The organism is Allobosea sp. TND4EK4 (assembly GCF_900156025.1).
Taxonomy (GTDB): Bacteria; Pseudomonadota; Alphaproteobacteria; order Rhizobiales; family Beijerinckiaceae; genus Allobosea.
Genome location: NZ_FTMO01000001.1, coordinates 964,668 through 983,178 on the forward strand (window position 1 = coordinate 964,668; position 18,511 = coordinate 983,178).

An 18,511-nucleotide genomic window follows, 5' to 3' on the forward strand; every position below is an offset into this window, starting at 1 on the left:
AGAGAGAGCGCTTGTCGAGTGGCCTCAGGGGCGAAGCCCGCACTCGGCCAGCAGCCAGTCGCGGAAGGCCGTGACGGTCGGCAGGCCCGCCTTCTCCACGGGATAGACCAGATAGTAGCCCTGCTCGCCCGTGACCGGCCGGTCGACCGGGATCACCAGCGCCCCCGAGCGCAGCTCCTCCTCGACAAGGAAGCGCGGCACGATGGCAAGGCCGAGCCCCGCGACCGCCGCCTGCGCCACCATGGCGAACTGCTCGAAGCGCGGGCCCATCAAGGCGCGTTGCGGCGGCAGGCCCTGGCGTTCGAGCCAGTTCGCCCAGGCGCGCGGGCGCGTCGATTGCTGCAGCAGCGGCACCTTCAGCATGTCGGCCGGTTCGGCGAGGCCGAAGCGCGCGACCAGCGCCGGTGAGGCCACCGGCACGATCTCCTCCCCCATCAGCCGGTGCAGCCTGGCGCCCGGCCAGATCGGCGCGCCGAAATGGATCGCGGCGTCGAGCGGTTCGCGGCCGAAATCGAAGGGCACGAGCTTGCTGGCGAAGTTGATGGTGATGCCGGGATGCGCCTCGGTGAAGCGCGGCAGGCGGGGGATCAGCCAGCGCGTGCCGAAGGTCGGCAGGCTGGCGAGGTTGAGCACGCCCGCCGCTCCGCGAAACGCCATCGCCGAGACCGTCGCCGCCGCGAGGCGCGAAAGCCCGTCGCGGATGTCGGCGGCGTAGGCGGCGCCGGCCGCCGTCAGGCTGACGCGCTTCTTCGCGCGCTCGAACAGCGCGACGCCGAGCCCCTTTTCGAGCTGGGCGACCTGCCGGCTGATCGCTCCTTGCGTGAGGTTCAGCTCCTCCGCGGCGCGGGTGAAGCTGCCATGGCGCGCCGCCGCCTCGAAGGCGGCGAGCGCCGAAAGCGAGGGCACCGAGAGGCGGCCGGGGATAAGGCTGTCATCCATGAGCAATATTCACCAAGTGGTGAGAACATATCGGTTGCCCCCGGCGGGCGGAAGAGGGCATTGTCAGGCGATGTCGGGGTATCGTTTGTCGCCCCGATACGAGCCCTCATCCTGGGGAGCCGCGGCACGCGGCGTCTTGAAGAATGTCCAGACGGTTCTGGAGCATCCTTCAAAGACGCAAGCTGCGCTTGCTCCTCAGGATGAGGGCTGTGGTTTTCCGGCGATCAGGATAGTGCAGATGACCACCTCCCTTCCCCAGGACACGCTCGCCCTGCTCAAGCGCCTCGGCGTGTCCGACGCCGCCTATGCGCAGGCCGGGCTGTCGGCGCGCTCGCCGATCACCGGCGAGACGGTCGGGACGCTGCGGGAGACGACTCCTGCGGAAGCCGATGCCGCCATCGGCCGGGCGCAGGCCGCCTATCTCGCCTGGCGCAAGATACCGGCGCCGCGCCGCGGCGAGTTCGTGCGCCTGCTCGGCGAGGAGCTCCGGGCGGCGAAGGCCGATCTCGGTCTGCTGGTGACGCTCGAAGCCGGCAAGGTCACTTCCGAGGGCCTCGGCGAGGTCCAGGAGATGATCGACATCTGCGATTTCGCGGTCGGCCTGTCGCGCCAGCTCTACGGCCTCACCATCGCGACCGAACGGCCGAACCATCGGATGATGGAGACCTGGCACCCGATCGGCGTCGTCGGCGTCATCTCGGCGTTCAACTTCCCGGTCGCGGTCTGGTGCTGGAACGCGGCGCTCGCCTTCGTCTGCGGCGACAGCGTCGTCTGGAAGCCGTCCGAGAAGACCCCGCTGACCGCGCTCGCCGTGCAGGCCATCGTCGAGAAGGCGATGAAGCGCTTCGGGCCTGAAGCGCCCGCCGGCCTCTCCGAGGTGCTGATCGGCGCCCGCGAGATCGGCGACATCCTGGTGCAGGACCACCGTGTGCCCGTCGTCTCCGCCACCGGCTCGACCCGCATGGGCAAGGAAGTCGGCCAGAAGCTCGCCGCCCGCTTCGCCCGCGCCATCCTGGAACTCGGCGGCAACAATGCCGCGATCGTCGCACCCTCCGCCGATCTCGACATCGCGCTGCGTGGCATCGCCTTCGCGGCGATGGGCACCGCCGGCCAGCGCTGCACCACGCTGCGCCGGCTGATCGTGCATGAAAGCGTCTACGACCAGCTCGTGCCGAAGCTTGCGAAGGTCTATGCCAGCGTCAAGATCGGTGATCCGCGCGCGGCGGGCGTGCTGGTCGGCCCGCTGGTCGACGAGGCCGCCTATCAGGGCATGCAGAAGGCACTTTCCGAGGCCAAGGCCGAGGGCGGCACTGTCCATGGCGGCGACAAGGTCGATGTCGGTTCCGGCGGCTTCTATGTCCGCCCGGCGCTGGTCGAGATGCCGAGTCAGTGCGGCCCGGTCGAGCGCGAGACCTTCGCGCCGATCCTCTATGTGATGAAGTACAAGACGCTGGACGAGGCGATCGCGATGCAGAACGCGGTGGGCGCCGGCCTCTCCTCCTCGATCTTCACGCTGAACATGCGCGAGGCCGAGGTGTTCGTTTCCGACGAGGGCTCCGATTGCGGAATCGCCAACGTCAATATCGGCCCGTCCGGCGCCGAGATCGGCGGGGCCTTCGGCGGCGAGAAAGAGACCGGCGGCGGCCGCGAGGCCGGCTCCGATGCCTGGAAGGCGTATATGCGCCGCGCCACCAACACGCTGAACTACGGCACCACGCTGCCGCTGGCGCAGGGCGTCAGCTTCGACGTGGATGCGTGATCGGCAGGCTTTACAACATCCGCGTCGTCATCCCGGCCGGAGCGAAGCGCAGAGCCGGGATCCATGCCTGAACCGTCCGGCATGGATCCCGGCTCTCCCTCCGGTCGCCCGGGATGACGCCGCCAACAGGTTCAAGGGAGAGACCAGACATGGCCGGCAGCCACAAGCTCGCGAAATTCACCTGGGACGATGCCTTCCTGCTCGACGAGCAGCTCACCGAAGACGAGCGGCTGATCCGCGACACGGCGCGCGACTACGCGCAGGAGAAGCTCGCACCCCGAATCCACGACGCCTATCTCGACGAGAAGACGGATCGCTCGATCTTCAACGAGATGGGCGCGCTCGGGCTGCTCGGCGTGACCGTTCCCGAGGAGTATGGCTGCGCTGGCGCCAACTACGTCTCCTACGGGCTCGTTGCCCGCGAGGTGGAGCGCGTCGATTCGGGCTACCGTTCGATGATGAGCGTCCAGTCCTCGCTCGTGATGTATCCGATCTTCGCCTATGGCAGCGAAGAGCAGCGCCAGAAGTACCTGCCGAAGCTGGCCTCGGGCGAATATGTCGGCTGCTTCGGCCTGACCGAGCCGGATGCCGGCTCGGACCCCGGCGGCATGAAGACCCGCGCCGAGAAGGTCGCCGACGGCTACCGGCTGACCGGCTCCAAGATGTGGATCTCGAACTCGCCGATCGCCGACGTCTTCGTCGTCTGGGCGAAGTCGGCCGCGCATGACAACCAGATCCGCGGCTTCATCCTCGAAAAGGGCATGAAGGGCCTCTCCGCGCCGAAGATCGGGGGCAAGCTCTCGTTGCGCGCCTCGATCACCGGCGAAATCGTCATGGATGGCGTGATCGTGCCGGAGGACAACCTGCTGCCGAACGTCTCGGGGCTCTCCGGCCCGTTCGGCTGCCTCAACCGTGCCCGCTACGGCATTTCCTGGGGCGTGATGGGCGCCGCCGAAGACTGCTTCCACCGGGCGCGCCAGTACGGGCTCGACCGCAAGCAGTTCAACAAGCCGCTGGCCCAGACGCAGCTCTACCAGAAGAAGCTGGCGGACATGCTGACCGAGATCACGCTTGGGCTGCAGGGCTCGCTCCGCGTCGGCCGGCTGATGGACGAGGGCAGGATGGCCCCGGAAATGATCAGCCTCGTGAAGCGCAACAATTGCGGCAAGGCGCTCGACATCGCTCGCCAGGCCCGCGACATGCATGGCGGCAACGGCATCCAGATCGAATACCAGGTGATGCGCCACGCCGCGAACCTCGAGACGGTGAACACCTATGAGGGCACGCATGACGTCCATGCGCTGATCCTCGGCCGGGCGATCACCGGGCTGCAGGCGTTCTTCTGAGCCCTACCCACCCCCTCCACGTCATTCCGGGCGACCGCAGGTCGACCCGGGATCCATTCCGGAGCATCGCCAACTGGCGATCAGGCATGGATCCCGGCTCTCCGCTTCGCTCCGGCCGGGATGACGGCACGGATCGAGCCTGATGATCCCCACCGCTCCCCTCGCAGGCCTGCGCGTGCTCGAGCTGGCACGCATCCTCGCCGGACCCTGGATCGGTCAGCTGCTGGCCGATCTTGGCGCCGATGTCGTCAAGGTCGAGGCGCCGGAGGGCGACGACACGCGCAAATGGGGCCCGCCCTTCATCGAGGGCGTGGACGGGGACAACCTCTCGGCCGCCTATTTCCACTCCGCCAATCGCGGCAAGCGCTCGATCACGGCCGATTTCCGCACCCAGGAAGGGCAGGCGCTGGTCAGGCGTCTCGCCGCCCATGCCGATGTCGTGGTGGAGAATTTCAAGGTCGGTGGGCTCGTCAAATACGGGCTCGACGCGGTCTCGCTGCGCAAGACGTTTCCTCGCCTGATCTATTGCTCTGTCACCGGCTTCGGGCAGGACGGCCCCTATGCGCCGCGCGCCGGCTACGACTTCCTGGTCCAGGGCATGGGCGGGCCGATGTCGGTCACCGGGGAGCCGGAGGGCGCGCCGATGAAGGCGGGCTACGCGGTCGCCGACATCTTCACCGGCCTCTATGCCTCGACCGGCATCCTGGCGGCCCTGCGCCGCCGCGACCAGACCGGAGAAGGCGCGAGCCTCGACATGGCGCTGCTCGATACGCAGATCGCCGTGCTCGGCAACCAGGCGATGAACTATCTGGTCGGCGGCCAGCCTCCGGCGCGGCTCGGCAATGCGCATCCCAACATCGTGCCCTATGATGTGTTTCCGGTCGCCGACGGGCATATCATCATCGCCACGGGCAATGACGGGCAGTGGCGCAAGCTCTGCGAGGTGCTGGGCGAGCCGGGGCTCGCCGAACATCCGCACTACTTCGACAACCGCTCGCGCGTGGCAAATCGCATCGCCTTGACGGAACAGCTGCACGGGCTCTGCCGGCGGCATGCCAAGCGCGATCTGCTGGCAGCCCTGGAAAGGGTCGGCGTTCCCGCCGGGCCGATCAACGATATCGGGGAGGTCTTCGCCGATCCGCAGGTGGTGGCGCGCGGCGTCAAGGTCGACCTGCCCCACGAGGCGGCGAAGGCGGGTACGGTTCCGACCATCGCCTCGCCGATCGTCATGGACGGCGTGCGGCAGGTGGCAGGGCGCCCGAGCCCGCGCCTCGGCGAGCATGAAGACGAAATCCTGAACGACCCGGCCTGGGGCGGGCCGGCGCGATGACATCCGCCCTCATTGCGAGCGCAGCGAAGCAATCCAGGGCGGCAGCGCTCTGTGTCCCGTGGATTGCTTCGTCGCTGCGCTCCTCGCAATGACGGCAAGGGCAGAGGAAAACAGAACGATGGCCAATCGCACCGGCGGGCAGATTCTCGTCGATCAGCTCATCCTCCACGGCGCCACTGACGCCTTCTGCGTGCCCGGCGAGAGCTATCTTGCCGTGCTCGACGCGCTGCACGACGCCTCGATGAAGGTGACGATCTGCCGGGCCGAGGGCGGCGCCTGCATGATGGCGGAAGCGGCCGGCAAGCTCACCGGCAAGCCTGGCATCTGCTTCGTCACGCGCGGGCCCGGCGCCACCAACGCCTCGCCCGGCATCCACATCGCCGACCAGGATTCGACCCCGCTGATCCTGTTCGTCGGGCAGATCGAGCGCGGCATGCGCGAGCGCGAAGCCTTCCAGGAGCTCGACTACCGCGCCGTCTTCGGCAGCATGACGAAATGGGCGACGGAGATCGACGACGCCGCCCGCATCCCCGAGATCATCAGCCGCGCCTTCCATGTCGCCACCTCGGGCCGTCCCGGCCCGGTCGTGATCGCGCTGCCCGAGGACGTGCTGACCGACCTCGCCGATGTGGCGGATGCCGAGCCCTATCAGGTCACGGAGACGCACCCGTCCCTGCTCCAGACCATCGATCTGCAGAAGCGGCTCTGGGCGGCGAAGAAGCCGGTCGCGATCCTCGGCGGCTCGCGCTGGAACCCGCAGGCGATCGAGCGCTTCCAGCGCTTTGCCGAGCGCTTCGACCTGCCTGTCGCGGTCTCGTTCCGCCGGCAGATGCTGTTCCCGGCCGATCATCCGAACTTCGCCGGCGATCTCGGCATCGGACCCAACCCGAAGTTGCTGGCGCGCATCCAGGAGAGCGATCTCGTCCTGCTCGTGGGCGGGCGCCTCTCTGAGATGCCGAGCCAGTCCTATACGCTGTTCGGCATTCCCAATCCCGGCCGGCCGCTTGTCCATGTCCATCCGGACCCGGAGGAGCTCGGCCGGGTCTACCGCCCGACGCTGGCCATCAACGCCTCGCCGACCGCCTTCTGCGCCGCGCTCGAAACCGTGCATCCGCCGCAGCAGATCCCATGGGCCGGCGCCGGCGCCGAGGCGCACGACGCCTATCTCGCCTGGAGCAACCAGCCCGCCCCCGTCGCCGGCAGCTTCCACCCCGGCGAGATGGTGCGCTGGCTGCGCAGCCGGCTTCCGGAGGACGCGATTCTCTGCAACGGTGCCGGCAATTACGCGACCTGGGTGCATCGCTTCCACCGCTTCAACAAGTTCGCGACGCAGCTCGCCCCGACCTCCGGCTCGATGGGCTATGGCGTGCCGGCGGCCATCGGCGCCAAGCGGCTCTTCCCGGAGCGGACGGTCATCGCCTTCGCCGGCGACGGCTGCTTCCTGATGAACGGGCAGGATTTCGCGACGGCCGTGCAATACGACCTCGGCGTGATCGTGATCGTGGTCGACAACGGCATGTACGGCACCATCCGCATGCACCAGGAGCGGCATTATCCGGGTCGCATTTCGGCGACGACGCTGAAGAACCCGGACTTCGCCGCCTATGCCACCGCCTTCGGCGGCCATGGCGAGCGGGTGGAGACCACCGAGGAGTTCGCTCCCGCCTTCGAGCGGGCCGTTGCCTCCGGCAAGCCGGCGATCATTCACTGCCTGCTCGACCCGGAAGCGATCACGCCGGCGAAGTCGCTCTCGACGATCCGCGCGGAAGCCTACGCCGCCCAGGGCAAGGACTGAGCGGCTGCAAAAAAGTTAACCCAGCGCTGAACCTGTCACGAACCTTTCGCGACCATCGCTCGTTGTCCTCGCGAGAACGGGCAGGAGATCGTGACATGGTTCGCAAGGGTTCGGCACGCTGGGGGATCGCCGCTGGAATGATCCTGCTGGGCGCATCGCAGGTGCAGGCGGCGAACATCTTCGACGATTTCGCGCGGGCCTTTTTCGGGGCGCCGCGGCGCGCGGTCGCGGTCGCGCCGATTGAGACTTACGATCCGCTCAGCGTGACGGTGAAGCCGAAGCGGCAGTCCTATCCCGAGGTTTCAAGCCGGCCCTCGCCTCCGGTCGTCCAGCTCGATCCGTCCCAGGACCCGAACTGGTATCTGAAGGATCCGACGCTGCGGCGCGGCGATATCGTCGTCACGGCCGGCGGCGTCATGGTCTATCGGGGGCGCGACGCGGACATGTCAACGAAGGCCGATTTCGCCGCGCTCGGCGGCAAGGCGGGCGACAAGGGCTGGAAGGGTCAGTTGCAGGCCGCTGCAGCCGGCGGCAGGTCCTTCTTCCGCGACGGGGCGCCGTCCCGGGCGGCGACGGCCTCGCTCGGCGGCACAACACCGGAGCCGATCGAGACCGCAACCCGCTAAGGTCAGGCTTTGGCGCGCACGCCGTCGAAGGTCGAGCGAATCGCCAGAGCAAGGGCGATCGTGCCCCAGCCCTGGAAGATCAGCTCGATGGCGAGGAAGGTGCCGAGCACCCACAGGCTCGATGCCGGCCATTGCATGATGATCAGCCCGCCGAGCACCAGGGTCAGAAGCCCCGAGAACGCGACCCAGCCCCAGAACGGCAGTTGCCGGTTCTGGAAGGCGACGAAGAGGCGCAGCAGCCCGGTCGCCACGAGCCCGCAGCCGATCAGCAGCGTGAGCGAGGCCGTCGCCACCAGCGGATTGACGAAGGTGACGACGCCGATGGCGAGATACAGCACACCGATGACGAGATGCATCGTGCGGCTCTTCCAGCCCTGATGGCGGAAGGCGTCGGCCAGCACGACGATGCCGCCGACGAAGATCATCGCCCCGAACCAGATCGCGCTGGCGAGGCTGAGCAGCGCGACCGCACCGAGCCCCGCCATGCCGAGAACGATGAGCGCGATGCCCGCAGCCATCAGCCAGCCCCAGCTGCGCCGGAGTGGAACGAGGTGCGTGCCGAGCGAGGGGGCGACGGACGGTGAAGCTTGCGAGGACGTGCTCATGCGACCAACTCCGCGAGGCCGCCGCGACAGCCGCAGCCGCCTCTCCTGTATCAGAGCCCCCCAGCGGATTTTCGTCAATCAAGCCGGGGGATGAGCCGGCGCGTCAGTCGGTCGCGCCGGCCGCTCGCGCCGCTCAGCCGAGCTTTTCGGCCACGAGCTTGCGAAGGCTGCGCAGATCCTTGACGAAGCCGCGAATGCCCTCCGCCAGCTTCTCGGTCGCCATCGCATCCTCGTTCATGGCGAAGCGGAAGGCCTTCTCGTCGAGGTCGAGCTTCGCCGGCGCCTCGCCCGGCGCATCGGGCTTGAGCTTGCGCGGCAGGTCGCCCGTGGCGCCGGCGAGCTCGTCGAGCAGGCCGGGGCCGATGGTCAGCCGGTCGCAACCGGCCAGAGCCTCGATTTCCCCGGTGTTGCGGAAGGACGCGCCCATCACCACCGTGTCGATGCCGTAGGTCTTGTAATAGGCGTAGATGCTGCGGACCGAGATGACGCCCGGGTCGGTTTCGGCCGTGTAGGGGCCGGTCCCGGCCTTGACGTGCCAGTCGAGGATGCGCCCGACGAAGGGCGAGATCAGGAAGGCCCTTGCGTCTGCGGCCGCGACAGCCTGCGGCAGGGCGAAAAGCAGCGTCAGGTTGCAGTCGATGCCCTCGGCCTGCAGCATCTTGGCGGCCTGCAGCCCCTCCCAGGTCGAGGCGATCTTGACCAGGATGCGGTCGCGCTCGACGCCGCGCTCCTTGTAGGCGGCGATGATGGCGCGGGCTTTGTCGAGGGTCGCCTTGCCGTCGAAGGAGAGGTCGGCATCGACCTCGGTCGAGACCCGGCCGGGCACGATCTTCGTCAGCTCGGCGCCGAAATTGACCGCGAGCCGATCGCAGACGGCCTGCACGGCCTTCTCGCCGCCACCCTGCTTCTTGCCCCAGCCGATGGCCTCGTCGACGAGATGGGCATAGGCCGGCGTCTCGACCGCCTTGAAGATCAGGGTCGGGTTGGTGGTGCAATCCACCGGCTTGAGACGGCGCACGGCCTCGATGTCGCCGGTGTCGGCGACGACAGTGGTCATCTCGCGGAGCTGGTCGAGTTTTGAGGCCATGGTCTGCTAGGGTCCCTTTCTGCGGCGCGGACTCGCGCTGTCATGCACGGCCAGGCCTTCCCCGGCAATGTGGCCCCTCCGGCGCGTCATTGCGAGCCTGATCGAGCAAGGCGCCCATGCAGGCGCCCCGGGCCGAACGCATTGATGGCATGCCGGGGTGGCACGTTTGCGACAGCGCTTTCATCGAACTGTCGTATACGAGGACTACCGGCACCCGATCCTGACACAGACCCTTCGACGGAGAGACGAGATGCTCAGCAAGGTCCTCGGCGCGGCGCTGATGCTCGCCCTTGCGACGGCAACGGCGGCCCGGGCGCAGGGCGCCGAAGGCAAGCTCGTGCTCTACACCAGCCAGCCCAATACCGACGCCCAGCAGACGGTCGATGCCTTCAAGGCGAAATATCCGAAGGTCGACATCTCCTTCGTGCGCGACGGCACGCCGCGCATCCTGGCCAAGCTCAGAGCCGAATTCGAGGCCGGCGCGCCGCAGGCAGACCTGCTGCTGATCGCCGATTCGGTGACGATGGAAGGGCTCAAGAAGGAAGGCCGGCTCGAGGCCTACGAGAAGGCCGACGTCTCCGCCTATCCGGCCGGCATCCATGACCCGGCCAAGAGCTGGTTCGCGACCAAGCTGATCACGACCGGCATCGTCTACAACACCAAGGCGCCGCTGAAGCCGACGAGCTGGCTCGACCTGACGAAGGCGGAAGCCAAGAACCTCGTCGCCATGCCGAGCCCGCTGAACTCCGGCGCAGCCCTGATCCATACCATGACGCTGACGGGCAACATCAAGGACGGCTGGGGCTATTACGAGAAGCTGAAGGAGAACGGCGCGCTCGCCGCCGGCGCCAATGGCGACATCCTGCGCCAGGTCGCCACAGGCGAGAAGCTCTACGGCATGATCGTGGACTTCATGCCGATCCGCGAGAAGGCCAAGGGCGCCCCGGTCGAGTTCGTCTTCCCGAGCGAGGGCGTCTCGGCCGTGAGCGAACCCGTCGCCATCCTGAAGGGGACCCGGAACCCGGCCGCCGCGCAGGCCTTCATCGATTTCCTGCTGTCGAAGGACGGGCAGGAGGTCGCCGCAAAGCAGGGCTATGTACCGGCGCTCGCCAGCGTCGCGCTGCCGGCGGGCTACCCGGCCCGCAGCGAGATCAAGCTGATGGCCTTCGACGCCGCCAAGGCGCTGGAGGACTCGGCCGCGGCCCGCAAGCGCTTCAGCGGCATCTTCGAGTGAGCCGCGCGCGTTCGGCAAGGATGCCGGCGCGGTGACGCTGGCCGTCGGCCTGCCCCGGAAGCTCCATGGCGCGTCCGGCCTGGCGCTGCGGCGCCGAGGCGCGGCCTGGCGGGCCCCGCGAGCACCGTTCCTGCCGGCGCTGATCATTCTCGCGGCATTGCTGTTCGGTGCCCTGCCGGTCCTGCGGCTCCTGCTGGCGGCGCTGATGCCGGGCGGCCGTTTTGCGCCCGAGGCGGCGCTGGAGACGATCACGAGCCGCTCGGCCGTGGCCGCGACGCTGCACAGCTTCGATACAGCCTTCTTCTCGACCCTCGGGGCGCTGGCCTTGGGCACACTGGTGGCGCTCGCGCTCGGCGTCACCGATCTGCGCGGACGGCGGCCGCTGGCCTTCGGCTTCGTGTTCTCGATGATGATCGCGCCGCAGGTCGCGGCGCTGGCCTTCCTCAGCTTGCTCGCCCCGAATTCCCAACTGCTCGCGCTGCTCGGGCTCGCGCCCGCGCCTGGCACGCCCAACCCGCTGCTCGGGCGCGGCGGCATCATTCTGGTCATGGCGCTGCACCACGCCCCGCTCGTCGCGATGACGGTCTGGAGCGGCCTGCGCAGCATCCCGCATTCGCTGGTGGAGGCGGCGCAGATGGAAGGCGCCGGCCCCGCCACCATCACCGCCCGGATTCTCCTGCCGGTGCTGCGCCCCCAGCTCGCGGCGGCTGCGCTGGTTGCCTTCGTCGCCGGCATCGGCAATTTCGGCATTCCCGCGCTGCTCGGACTGCCTGTCAATTATCTGACGCTGCCGACGCTGATCTATCGCCGCCTGTCGAGTTTCGGGCCGGAGAGCCTGCCGGACGTCGCGGCTCTCGCCGTGCTGGTCGGGCTCGTCGCGACCTTCGGCATCCTGGCCGGCATGGCATTGACCCGCCGCCAGGGCGGCAGGGTCGAGATCGAGCGCCCGCTCGAACCCTTTTGGCGGCTGGGGCGGGCGCGTGCCTTCGTCGCGGCGGGGCTGTGGGCGGTGCTGCTGCTCAAGCTCGGCCTGCCTCTGCTGGCGCTGCTCGCAGAAGCGCTGACACCGGCACTCGGCGTGCCGCTCTCCTGGCAGAGCCTGACGCTCGACAAGTTCGCCGAGGTGCTGCTGCGGCAAAGCGCGACGGTGCGGGCGTTCCGCAATTCCTTCGCCTTCGCGGCCATCGCCGGGATCGTGCTGGCGCTCGGCTCGATCGCCTTCGCCTTTGGGCTGGAGCGCCGGCTCGGCAAGCTGCGGCGGGTGGTCGAGCTCGTGGTCGAGCTGCCCTATGCGCTGCCCGGCATCGTGCTGGCGATCGCCTGCATCCTGCTGTTCCTCAAGCCCCTGCCGCTCATCGGCGTCAGCATCTACGGCACGCCCTTCATCATCCTCTTCGCCTATCTCGCCCGCTTCCTGCCGCTGGCGCTGAAGGCGCCGGTGGCGGCGATGGCGCAGATCGAGGCGCATCACGAGGAGGCAGCGCGGCTCGATGGCGCGGGCACCTGGCAGATGCTGCGCTTCATCGTGGCGCCGCTCCTGGCGCCGGCGGCGGCGATCTCGGCGCTGATGGTCTTCCTCGTCGCCTTCAACGAGCTCACCGTCTCGGCGCTGCTCTGGTCGTCGGGCACCGAGACACTGGGCGTCGTGCTCTTCAGCCTCAAGGAAGCGGGCCTCGCGGGCGAGGCCGCGGCCGTCGCGATCAGCGCCATCGCCGTGATCCTCGTGGCGATGCTCGGCCTCGACCTGCTCGGACGGCGCCTGACCGCCAACGTCCTGCCCTGGCGGATCTGACGCGGCCTTCGGGCTATGGGGCGCCGGAGCGGGCTTCCGGACGCGCCTCGCCCATCAGCAGGGCCCGGGCCGCCTTCGCCTCCCTGACGATGAAGTCGACGCTGGCTCGCACGCGCGCCACATCCTTCAGATCGGCATGCACCAGCAGCCAGAAGGAGCGGGTGATCTGGACGCTCTCCGGCAGCACCGGCACGAGCCGCGGATCGCCCTCCGCCATGAAATGGTGGATCACGCCGATACCGGCGCCGGCGACCACCGCGTTCATCTGGGCGATGACGCTGGAACTCTGCAGATGCGCCCGCAGGCCCTTGGCGACCTCGTCGAGATAATCGAGCTCAGGCGAAAAGATCAGGTCGTCGATATAGCCGATGATGCGGTGCCCGAAGAGGTCCTCGGGGCCCGTCACCGGCGGCATCTGCGAGAGATAGCCGGGCGCCGCATACAGGCCCAGGCGATAATCGGCGAGCTTGCGCGCGACCACCTTGCCTTCCTTCGGCGGCGCCAGCGTGATCGCGACATCGGCTTCGCGCTTCGAGAGCGAGAGCAGGCGCGGCATGGCGATGAGCTGGATTTCCAGCCCCGGATAGGCGCTGGCGAACTTGGCCAGGCGCGGCGCCAGGAAGGCTGTGCCGAAGCCATCGGGCGCGCCGATCCTGACCGTGCCCGACAGCGCCATGTCGGCCCCGCCGATATCGCTCTGGATCGCCAGCGCCTCGGTTTCCATGCTTTCCGCCTTCGCCAGCAGGCGCTCGCCATGGGCCGTCAGGGTGTAACCCTGCGGCCGGCGCTCGAAGAGCTTCGCCTTCAGCGCCTCCTCCAGCGCAGTGATGCGGCGGGACACCGTGGCGTGGTCGGCACCGAGGCGGCGGGCGGCCGCCGTCAACCGGCCCGAGCGAGCCACGGCGAGGAAGAAGCGCAGGTCGTCCCAGTCGAACCGCTCCAACAGGCCCTCCCTATATTCGCTTTTTCGCACGACGAGCACTAGCCGACCGCTATAGCCGTGCGAAAACGAGAATGGTAGGGAATGATCAGGATTACCGAACCATCAGTTCGTAGGGAGGGCGCGATGCGTCAGGTCGGGCATTTCATCGGCGGCAAGCATGTCGCCGGCACCTCGGGGCGCACCTCCGACATCTACCAGCCGATGGACGGCAGCGTGATCGGCAAGGTCGCGTTGGCCTCTGCCGCCGAACTCGACGCCGCCGTGCGCGACGCCGCCGCGGCCCAGCCGAAATGGGCCGCAGTCAATCCGCAGCGGCGCGCCCGCGTACTGATGAAGTTCCTCGACCTGATCGCCCAGAACAACGACGCGCTGGCCGAACTGCTCGCCCGCGAGCACGGCAAGACGATCGCGGATGCCAAGGGCGACATTCAGCGCGGCGTCGAGGTGGTCGAGTTCTCGCTCGGCGTGCCGAACCTGATGAAGGGCGAGTTCACGGACGGCGCCGGCCCCGGCATCGACATCTACTCGCTGCGCCAGGCTCTCGGCGTCTGCGCCGGCATCACGCCGTTCAACTTCCCGGCCATGATCCCGCTGTGGAAGCTCGGCCCCGCCATCGCCTGCGGCAACGCCTTCATCCTGAAGCCGTCCGAGCGTGACCCCGGCGTGCCGATGCGCCTCGCCGAGCTGTTCATCGAGGCGGGCGGACCTCCCGGCATCCTCAATGTCGTCAACGGCGACAAGGAGGCGGTCGACGCCATCCTCGACCATCCCGAGATCAAGGCGGTGGGCTTCGTCGGCTCGACGCCGATCGCCGAGTACATCTACGCCCGCGGCTGCGCGGCCGGTAAGCGCGTGCAGTGCTTCGGCGGCGCCAAGAACCACATGGTCATCATGCCGGACGCCGACATGGACCAGGCCGTCGATGCGCTGATCGGCGCCGGCTACGGCTCGGCCGGCGAGCGCTGCATGGCGATTTCGGTGGCTGTTCCCGTCGGCAAGGCCACCGCGGACGAGTTGGTGAAGCGCCTGATCCCGCGCGTCGAAAGCCTGAAGATCGGCCCCTCCACGGATTCGTCCGCCGATTACGGTCCGGTCGTCACCAAGGCGGCGGAAGAGAAGATCCGCTCCTATATCGACCTCGGCGTGCAGGAAGGCGCGACGCTTGCCGTCGACGGGCGCGACTTCAAGATGCAGGGTTACGAGAACGGCTTCTATGTCGGCGGCTGCCTGTTCGACAACGTCACCAAGGACATGCGCATCTACAAGGAGGAGATCTTCGGGCCCGTGCTCTCCGTCGTTCGGGCCGAGAGCTACGAGGAAGCGCTGAAGCTCACCAACGACCACGAATACGGCAACGGCACCGCGATCTTCACCCGCGACGGCGACGCGGCGCGCGACTTCGCCTCCAAGGTGCAGGTCGGCATGGTCGGCATCAACGTGCCGATTCCGGTGCCGCTGGCCTATTACACCTTCGGCGGCTGGAAGCGCTCCTCCTTCGGAGACCTCAACCAGCACGGCCCGGACTCGATCCGCTTCTACACCAAGACCAAGACGGTGACGGCGCGCTGGCCGAGCGGCATCAAGGACGGCGCCAGCTTCGTCATCCCGACGATGAACTGACGCAAGCCAAGACGAACAAGCAAAGACGAGGTGGCCATGTTCTCGCTGTCCGAGGATCAGCTCGCCATTCAGGAGATGGCCACCTCCTTCGCCACGGAAACCCTCGCGCCCAATGCGGCACGCTGGGACGAGGAGAAGCATTTCCCGGTCGAGGAGATGCGTGCCGCCGCCGCGCTCGGCATGGGCGGCATCTACATCCAGGAAGACGTCGGCGGCTCGGGATTGAGCCGGCTGGATGCGGCGCTGATCTTCGAGGCGCTGTCGACAGGATGCCCGACGGTCGCGGCCTATATCTCGATCCACAACATGTGCGCCTGGATGATCGACCGCTACGGCGCGGACGAGCAGCGCCAGCGCTTCCTGCCGAAGCTCTGCACGATGGAGCATCTGGCGAGCTATTGCCTGACCGAGCCCGGCGCCGGCTCGGACGCCGCCGCGCTGAAGACGAAGGCCGTGCTCGACGGCGACACCTATGTCCTCGACGGGCAGAAGCAGTTCATCTCCGGCGCCGGCGTTTCCGACCTCTATGTCGTGATGGCGCGCACCGGCGAGGCCGGACCCAAGGGCATCTCGACCCTCGTCGTCGAGAAGGGCACACCGGGCCTCTCCTTCGGCGCCGAGGAAAAGAAGATGGGCTGGAACGCCCAGCCGACGCGGGCCGTCATCTTCGAGAACTGCCGCGTGCCCGTCGCCAACAGGCTGGGCCCCGAGGGCATCGGCTTCAAGATCGCGATGGCGGGGCTCGACGGGGGCCGGCTGAACATCGGCGCCTGCTCCATCGGCGGGGCGCAGAGCGCGCTGGACAGGTCGATCGCCTATGCCAAGGAGCGCAAGGCCTTCGGCTCGGCCATCGCCGATTTCCAGGCGCTGCAGTTCAAGCTTGCCGACATGGCGACCGAACTGGAGGCTGCGCGCACCCTGCTCTGGCGCGCGGCGGCGGCGCTCGACGCCAAGGCGCCCGATGCGACCAAGCTCTGCGCCATGGCCAAGCGCGTCGCGACCGATACCGGCTTTGCCGTCGCCAACGACGCCCTTCAGATCCATGGCGGCTACGGCTATCTCGCCGATTACGGCATCGAGAAGATCGTCCGCGACCTGCGCGTGCACCAGATACTCGAAGGCACCAACGAGGTGATGCGGATGATCGTCGCGCGCGGGCTGGTCGGCCGGGCGAAGGGGAATTGAGGGAAGACGATGGGCTTCCTGCGTACCATGGCGACCCAAGCGATCGGCGTGGCCAGCATGGGCGCAGCTGCTGCCATCCTCGCCAGGTTGTTTGGTTTGGACAAATCCACCGTGATCGTCGGGATGGGCGGTGCTGTGGTCGGTTGGTGTTGTTGCTGGCTCTACGCGGGCTGGGTCAACACAAAAGAGACCCGATCGCGAGACGCCAATGATGCGCGCCTCACGCGCTCGGCATTGCAGCGGACGGAAATAGACCACGGCATCAGGATCGCAATGCCGCTTTCTAGCCAGCACAACGATAAGCAAGAGGAGCGACCATGACCCGCATCGCCTTCATCGGTCTCGGCAATATGGGCGGCCCGATGGCCGGGAACCTGGTCAAGGCCGGGCATGAGGTCACGGCCTTCGACCTCGTCGAGGCCTCGCGGCAAGCGGCGGCGGAGCTCGGCGTCGGCATCGCCGGTTCGGCGAAGGAGGCCGTCTCGGCGGCCGAAATCGTGGTGACGATGCTGCCGGCGGGCAAGCATGTGCTCTCGGTCTGGGGCGACATCCTGCCGGCTGTGAAGCCCGGCACGCTGCTGATCGATTCCTCGACGATCGATGTCGAGAGCGCCCGCAAGGCACATGCGCTGGCCGCCGAGCATGGCTGCCCGTCGCTCGATGCGCCGGTCTCGGGCGGCACCGGAGGAGCCAAGGGCGCCGCGCTGACCTTCATGGTGGGCGGCGCGGAGGATGCCTTCGACCGCGGCGAGCCGATCCTGGCCAAGATGGGCCGCAAGATCGTGCATTGCGGCCCGGCCGGGAACGGACAGGCGGCGAAGATCTGCAACAACATGATCCTCGGTATCTCGATGATCGGCGTCTGCGAGGCCTTCGTGCTGGGCGAGAAGCTCGGCCTGTCGCACCAGGCGCTGTTCGACGTGGCCTCGACCTCGTCGGGCCAGTGCTGGTCGCTGACGACCTATTGCCCGGTTCCGGGGCCGGTCCCGACCTCGCCGGCCAATAACGGCTACAAGCCCGGCTTCGCCTCTGCGCTCATGCTGAAGGACCTGAAGCTGGCGCAGGAGGCGGCACAGGGCGCGGGTGCCTCGACGCCGCTGGGCGCCGCTGCCGCGCAACTCTTCGGGCTGCATAATGGCTGGGGCGAGGGCGGCACGGATTTCTCCGGGATCATCGATCTGCTGCGGGGCCATGACAAGGCCTGAAGGGCAATAACCAGACGCAAGGCCGTCCGCGCGCTGCGCGCTTGCGTGCCGCCGCCGGGCCGGTTTAGACCCTTGCCATGACCGACGCCACGCTCCGCCGCGAACGCTCCACCCTGACCGGTTTCGCGGATAACCGGCTCGACCGGCGCGAGGACCTGCGCAACAAGCCCGATGCGGTCACGGCGCTGCGGCACCGCTCCGATACGCGGATCGCCGCCGTCGCGGGCGAGACGCCGGTGCTCAACCGCACGGGCGAGGACCAGCTCTCGATCTGGTTCACGCATGGCGAGACCGAGATGCTCGGCCCGGCGCTGGAGGAAATCTTCCTCGGCATGGCGGAGGACGGTTCGCCCCGCTTCGGCCGGCTGCTGGACCGGTCCCTGATCGAGCCGCTGACGGCGCGGCCTGAGCTGATGCTGACGGACCTGCGCTCCATTGCTCTCAAGGGAATGGTCCCGACCGAGGAGGTCGGCCCGCTCGGCGAGGCCAAGGCCGTGCTGGACTGGCACGCCCGGCACCGCTTCTGCGCGCAGTGCGGCGGCCCCACCATCGCCGGCGCCTCGGGCTGGCGGCGCGAATGCACGAGCTGCGGCGCGCTGCACTTCCCCCGCACCGACCCCGTCGTGATCATGCTGGTGACGCGCGGCGAGAGCTGCCTGCTCGCGCGCCAGTCGCGCTTCGCGCCCGGCATGTATTCCTGCATCGCCGGCTTCGTCGAACCGGGCGAGACGCTCGAGAACGCAGTGCGGCGCGAGAGCTGGGAGGAGGCGGGCCTGCGCATCGGCACGGTGCGCTATCTGGCCTCCCAGCCCTGGCCGTTCCCCTCCTCGATCATGGTCGGCTGCATCGCCGAGGCGCTGGGCGACGAGATCACGCTCGACCTGACGGAGCTGGAGGACGGGCGCTGGTTCCCGCGCAGCGAGGTGCTGCAGATGCTGGAGGGGACCCACCCGGACGGCCTCGCCTGCCCGCAGCATATCGCCATCGCCAGCACGCTGGTGCGGGCCTGGGCCCTTGAGGGCGAGCAGCCCTGAGGCAAGCGCCC

Annotated in this window: 16 protein-coding genes; 12 read left to right on the forward strand and 4 right to left on the reverse strand. The window is 68.2% G+C overall.

Going from position 1 to position 18,511, the window contains the following annotated elements; all coding sequences use genetic code 11:
- Positions 1-24 precede the first annotated feature (24 nt).
- On the reverse strand, positions 25-939 hold the full coding sequence (locus BW981_RS04620; RefSeq protein WP_076436544.1) for a LysR family transcriptional regulator: 915 nt from the start codon (positions 937-939) through the stop codon (positions 25-27).
- 238 nt (positions 940-1,177) lie between these two features.
- Here BW981_RS04620 and BW981_RS04625 point away from each other — a divergent pair, with 238 nt between their 5' ends.
- From BW981_RS04625 to BW981_RS04645, 5 genes are all read left to right on the forward strand, one after another.
- Positions 1,178-2,698 (forward strand): L-piperidine-6-carboxylate dehydrogenase, encoded by a 1,521-nt coding sequence (locus BW981_RS04625; protein WP_076436546.1) that lies wholly within the window; start codon positions 1,178-1,180, stop codon positions 2,696-2,698.
- Positions 2,699-2,847: 149 nt separating this feature from the next.
- Positions 2,848-4,044, forward strand: coding sequence for an acyl-CoA dehydrogenase (locus BW981_RS04630; RefSeq protein ID WP_139333606.1), 1,197 nt, complete (start codon positions 2,848-2,850; stop codon positions 4,042-4,044).
- Between the two features lie 142 nt (positions 4,045-4,186).
- The gene (locus BW981_RS04635; protein ID WP_076436549.1) at positions 4,187-5,374 is read left to right on the forward strand and encodes a CaiB/BaiF CoA transferase family protein; all 1,188 of its coding nucleotides are present in this window, start codon (positions 4,187-4,189) and stop codon (positions 5,372-5,374) included.
- Between the two features lie 118 nt (positions 5,375-5,492).
- Positions 5,493-7,169 (forward strand): thiamine pyrophosphate-binding protein, encoded by a 1,677-nt coding sequence (locus tag BW981_RS04640; protein WP_076436551.1) that lies wholly within the window; start codon positions 5,493-5,495, stop codon positions 7,167-7,169.
- A 95-nt stretch (positions 7,170-7,264) separates the two neighbouring features.
- Entirely contained in the window at positions 7,265-7,795 is a 531-nt protein-coding gene (locus BW981_RS04645; RefSeq protein ID WP_139333607.1) for a hypothetical protein, read from the forward strand.
- Positions 7,796-7,797: 2 nt separating this feature from the next.
- Here the strand turns inward: BW981_RS04645 and BW981_RS04650 are convergent, their stop codons facing one another.
- Entirely contained in the window at positions 7,798-8,400 is a 603-nt protein-coding gene (locus tag BW981_RS04650; RefSeq protein ID WP_076436555.1) for an HdeD family acid-resistance protein, read from the reverse strand.
- A 133-nt stretch (positions 8,401-8,533) separates the two neighbouring features.
- A complete protein-coding gene (gene tal, locus BW981_RS04655; RefSeq protein ID WP_076436557.1) occupies positions 8,534-9,487 on the reverse strand; it encodes a transaldolase in 954 nt (317 codons plus the stop codon).
- A gap of 280 nt (positions 9,488-9,767) precedes the next feature.
- Here tal and BW981_RS04660 point away from each other — a divergent pair, with 280 nt between their 5' ends.
- The gene (locus BW981_RS04660; protein WP_244560226.1) at positions 9,768-10,721 is read left to right on the forward strand and encodes an ABC transporter substrate-binding protein; all 954 of its coding nucleotides are present in this window, start codon (positions 9,768-9,770) and stop codon (positions 10,719-10,721) included.
- A gap of 31 nt (positions 10,722-10,752) precedes the next feature.
- Positions 10,753-12,513, forward strand: a complete 1,761-nt coding sequence (locus BW981_RS04665; protein ID WP_244560210.1) for an ABC transporter permease — start codon at positions 10,753-10,755, stop codon at positions 12,511-12,513.
- A 13-nt stretch (positions 12,514-12,526) separates the two neighbouring features.
- On the opposite strand, the gene BW981_RS04670 is transcribed toward BW981_RS04665, so the two are convergent.
- A complete protein-coding gene (locus BW981_RS04670; protein WP_076436867.1) occupies positions 12,527-13,459 on the reverse strand; it encodes a LysR family transcriptional regulator in 933 nt (310 codons plus the stop codon).
- A gap of 120 nt (positions 13,460-13,579) precedes the next feature.
- Here BW981_RS04670 and BW981_RS04675 point away from each other — a divergent pair, with 120 nt between their 5' ends.
- The 5 genes from BW981_RS04675 to nudC all read left to right on the forward strand — a co-directional run bounded on the left by BW981_RS04675 (position 13,580) and on the right by nudC (position 18,500).
- The gene (locus BW981_RS04675; protein ID WP_076436561.1) at positions 13,580-15,076 is read left to right on the forward strand and encodes a CoA-acylating methylmalonate-semialdehyde dehydrogenase; all 1,497 of its coding nucleotides are present in this window, start codon (positions 13,580-13,582) and stop codon (positions 15,074-15,076) included.
- Between the two features lie 36 nt (positions 15,077-15,112).
- Positions 15,113-16,261 (forward strand): isobutyryl-CoA dehydrogenase, encoded by a 1,149-nt coding sequence (locus tag BW981_RS04680; protein ID WP_076436562.1) that lies wholly within the window; start codon positions 15,113-15,115, stop codon positions 16,259-16,261.
- A 9-nt stretch (positions 16,262-16,270) separates the two neighbouring features.
- Positions 16,271-16,582: a hypothetical protein gene (locus BW981_RS04685; RefSeq protein ID WP_076436564.1), complete on the forward strand. Its 312-nt coding sequence runs from the start codon at positions 16,271-16,273 to the stop codon at positions 16,580-16,582.
- Positions 16,579-17,466 (forward strand): 3-hydroxyisobutyrate dehydrogenase, encoded by an 888-nt coding sequence (gene mmsB / locus BW981_RS04690; protein WP_076436565.1) that lies wholly within the window; start codon positions 16,579-16,581, stop codon positions 17,464-17,466. The genes BW981_RS04685 and mmsB overlap by 4 nt, the downstream gene beginning before the upstream one ends.
- 77 nt (positions 17,467-17,543) lie before the next feature.
- On the forward strand, positions 17,544-18,500 hold the full coding sequence (gene nudC / locus BW981_RS04695) for an NAD(+) diphosphatase (protein ID WP_076436567.1): 957 nt from the start codon (positions 17,544-17,546) through the stop codon (positions 18,498-18,500).
- Positions 18,501-18,511: the final 11 nt, after the last annotated feature.